This window comes from Actinomadura logoneensis (genome assembly GCF_003428695.1).
In the GTDB taxonomy this organism is placed as follows: domain Bacteria; phylum Actinomycetota; class Actinomycetes; order Streptosporangiales; family Streptosporangiaceae; genus Spirillospora; species Spirillospora logoneensis.
Map to the genome: position 1 here is coordinate 1 of NZ_QURH01000711.1, position 3156 is coordinate 3156.

The window sequence follows — 3156 nt, forward strand, 5'->3', positions numbered from 1 at the left end:
CCTGGTGATCCCGCGCGGCGGCGGGCTGCGCGCGCCCCGGCTGACGCTGTTCACCGGCCGGGACGGCGACGACGCCGCCGAGCTGTGCCCGCCGGGCACGCTCACCGCGCTGGACGCGCACGTCGTGGCCCGCTACGACGACGCGGCGGACCTGCCGCGCCGCGAGTTCGCCGACGTGCTGACCGGCCGGGTCAGGCGGCCGTCCCGCGGCGCGCACGAGCGGCTGTCGGGGGTGCTGCGCCGCTATCCCGGCTGCTCGCTGGCCGTCGGCCCCTCCGGCGACCACGAGGTGGCGGTGCTGCGCGGCGGCGCGTCCGTCCGGACCCGCAGCGCGCCGCGCCGCTCCCGCCTCGGCCCGGACCTGTGGCCGGACGTCCACGGCTCCTTCCTCTACTGCTGGACGACCGCCGGGTTCCCGCTGCGGGACCTGGTCCGCAGCGTCCTGATCGTCGGACGCCTCGGCTCGTTCGGCGACCGTCCGCATCTGGAGGCGACCGGCCGGGTCCTGGTCACCGCCGTGGACGACGGCGCGGCGACGTGGAGGGCGGCGTCATGAGCCCGATGAGCCCGTACATGAACGCGGACGGGACGAACCCGGGCGGTGACGCGGGCGCGGAGCCGCGCGGGACGAGTCCGGTGGTGCTGGTGGCGGGCGCGGTCAGCCTGTACGCGACGGTCGGTGTCCGCGACTTCCCCGTCGCCTACGCCTCACGTCGCAAACCGTCCTGGATGGAGTTCTCGTGCTCCGGCGTCGCGCTGAGCGTCGCGCGCGTGCAGCGGGCGTTCGGGCACCGGGTCCGGCTCTGCGCCCTGGTCGGCGACGACAGCGCCGGGACCGCCGTCCGGGCGGAGCTGGCGCGTCTCGGGCTGCTCGGGCCGGGGGTGCTGCGGACGGCGGTGTCGACCACCGGCGTCGTCCTGGTGAACGAGCAGGGGCGGCGGATGGGCCTTCCGCACCTGGCCCCGCTCGACCACGAGGTCTATCCGTGGGAGACGCTGGAGACGCAGGCGGGCGGGGCGGACCTGCTGGTGCTGACCAATGTCCGGCCGCTCCGCCCGCTGCTCGGACGGGCCGCTGAGCTGGGCGTCCCCATCGCGGTGGACCTCCACCAGACCGACGGGCCGGACAACCGGTACAACCGGCCGTGGCTGGAGCACGCCGACATCGTGTTCGCCAGCCACGAGCGGCTGCCCGAGCCGGAGACCTGGGCGCGGGAGGTGTTCCGCCGCCATCCGCGCTGCGGTGTGCTGGGGGTCGGCATGGGCGCGCGGGGCGCGGCCGTGGCGCTGCGCGACGGGCGGCTCGTCCGGGTGGCCGCGGCGGTCCGCGGCGGACCGGTGGTGAACACCTCCGGTGCGGGCGACGCGCTGTTCTCGACCTTCCTGGCGGTATGGCTGCGCACCCGGGACCCGGTCGCGGCGCTGCGGGCCGGGGTGGTGCACGCGGGCTGGAAGATCGGCTTCCGGCGTCCCTCGGCCATGACGCTCCGCCCGGGGGAGCTGGCGGCGATGTGCGAGGACGACCCGCCGCGCACCGTCGTCGGCCGCTGGGACTGACCCCGCCGCTCGGCGAGCGGCCGGTCACCCGTGCGTTGGTCGCCCATCCGCGCAGTGGCCGGTCACCCACGCAGTGGCCGGCCATCCGCGCAGTGGCCGGTCACCCGCGCAGTGGCCGGTCACCCGCGCAGTGGCCGGTCACCCGCGCGGTGGCGGGTCAGGGGCGGCCGAGAGCTCTGCCAGTCGGCGGTCGACGGGCTCGGTCGGCAGGGCCAGGCGAGCCAGGATCTCCCTGGCCTCGGTGAGGAGGCGGACGGCGGTGTCGGGGGCGCCGCCGTCCACCTCGAACTCCGCGCAGGCCCGCAGCGCGGAGACGGTGCCGGTGCCGGAGCCGATCTCCCTCATCCGGCGCAGCGCGTCGGCGAACAGGCCCGCCGCCTCGTCACCCGCCCCGATGTCGGCCTTCGCGCGGGCCAGGAACAGGATCGTGCGAGCGAGGCCGTGCGGATCGTCCACGTGGGCGAAGGCGTCCCGCGCGTCCATCAGGACGTCGATGGCGTCCTGCGGGCGCCGCGCCTCGACGAGGACGGCCCCGAGATCGCACAGCGTCCGGGCCGCCCGGCGCTCCTCCCCCAGCCCGCGGTAGACGGCGAGGGCGGACGTGTAGCGCGTGATGACCGCGTCCCAGTCCCGCCGGTCCGCGGCCAGCAGCCCGAGACGCCGCTCGGCCCCGCCCTGGCGCTGGCGGTTCCCGAGCCGCTCCCAGAGGGCTAGCGCGGCGAGGAAGTCCCGCTCCGCCCCGTCCAGGTCCCCCAGCACGCGCCGGGTGAGCCCGGTCCGGTTGAGCATCTTCGCCTCCGCCTCCGCGTCCCCGGCGGAGCGGGCGGCGTCCAGGCCCAGCTCCTCGAAGTCGAGCCGCTCCGCGCGGTGCCCGCGGTGGACGAACAGCGGCCACAGCGCGTCCACCAGCAGCCAGCACGCCTCGTACAGCCCCTGCTCCTCCGCCCTGGCCGCGACGGCGTGCAGGCTGCTGAACTCGGCGTCCAGCCAGTCCAGGGCCTCCGCGGACGTCCCGAACCGCCGCGCGTCGGGCACGTCCGCGACGGGACGGGGCCGCCGCAGCCGCCGGTGGGGGGCGATCGCGTCGCTCGCCGCGAGCGCCGTGCGCAGGCACCAGGCCGTGGCCCGTTCCAGCGCGGCGGCCCGCTCCCCGGCCGGGACCGACGCGTGGGCCTCCTGGCGCGCGTGCAGCCGCGTCAGCTCATGGAACCGGTACCGTCCGGACGAGACCTCGTCCAGCAGGTTGGCGTCCGCGAGCGTGTCCAGCGCGTGCGCCGCCTCGTCCACCGGGACGGCCGCCAGCGCCGCCGCGACGGACTCGTCGAACGTCTCACCCGGGTACAGGCCCAGCAGGGCGTACAGCCTCTGCGCCGGGTCGGGCAGGGCCCTGCGGGAGAACTCCAAGGCGGCCTCCACGGTGACGTCGCTCTGCGCGTCGCGCGCGGTGAGGACGGCCAGCCGCCGCCGCTCCTCCCCCAGCGCGCCCACGATGCCCTCGACCGTCCAGCGCGGCCGGCCGGCCAGGCGCGCGGCGGCCACCGTCAGCGCGAGCGGCGAACCGGCGCACAGCTCCGCCAGCCGCCGGGCGTGGTCGGGTTC

At 77.1% G+C, this 3156-nt stretch carries 3 protein-coding genes; 2 read left to right on the forward strand and 1 reads right to left on the reverse strand.

Going from position 1 to position 3156, the window contains the following annotated elements; translation table 11 throughout:
• Together DZF91_RS40380 and DZF91_RS26035 are read left to right on the forward strand one after the other, a co-directional pair.
• Positions 1 to 556, forward strand: a 556-nt coding sequence (locus tag DZF91_RS40380) for a hypothetical protein (RefSeq protein WP_158588051.1), incomplete at its 5' end; no start/stop codon positions are given.
• A complete protein-coding gene (locus tag DZF91_RS26035) occupies positions 553 to 1557 on the forward strand; it encodes a carbohydrate kinase family protein (RefSeq protein WP_147341390.1) in 1005 nt (334 codons plus the stop codon). The genes DZF91_RS40380 and DZF91_RS26035, both read left to right, overlap by 4 nt.
• 138 nt (positions 1558 to 1695) lie before the next feature.
• Here DZF91_RS26035 and DZF91_RS40385 read toward each other — a convergent pair.
• Positions 1696 to 3156: hypothetical protein (locus DZF91_RS40385; protein ID WP_199486897.1), on the reverse strand; the 1461-nt coding region annotated here is incomplete at its 5' end.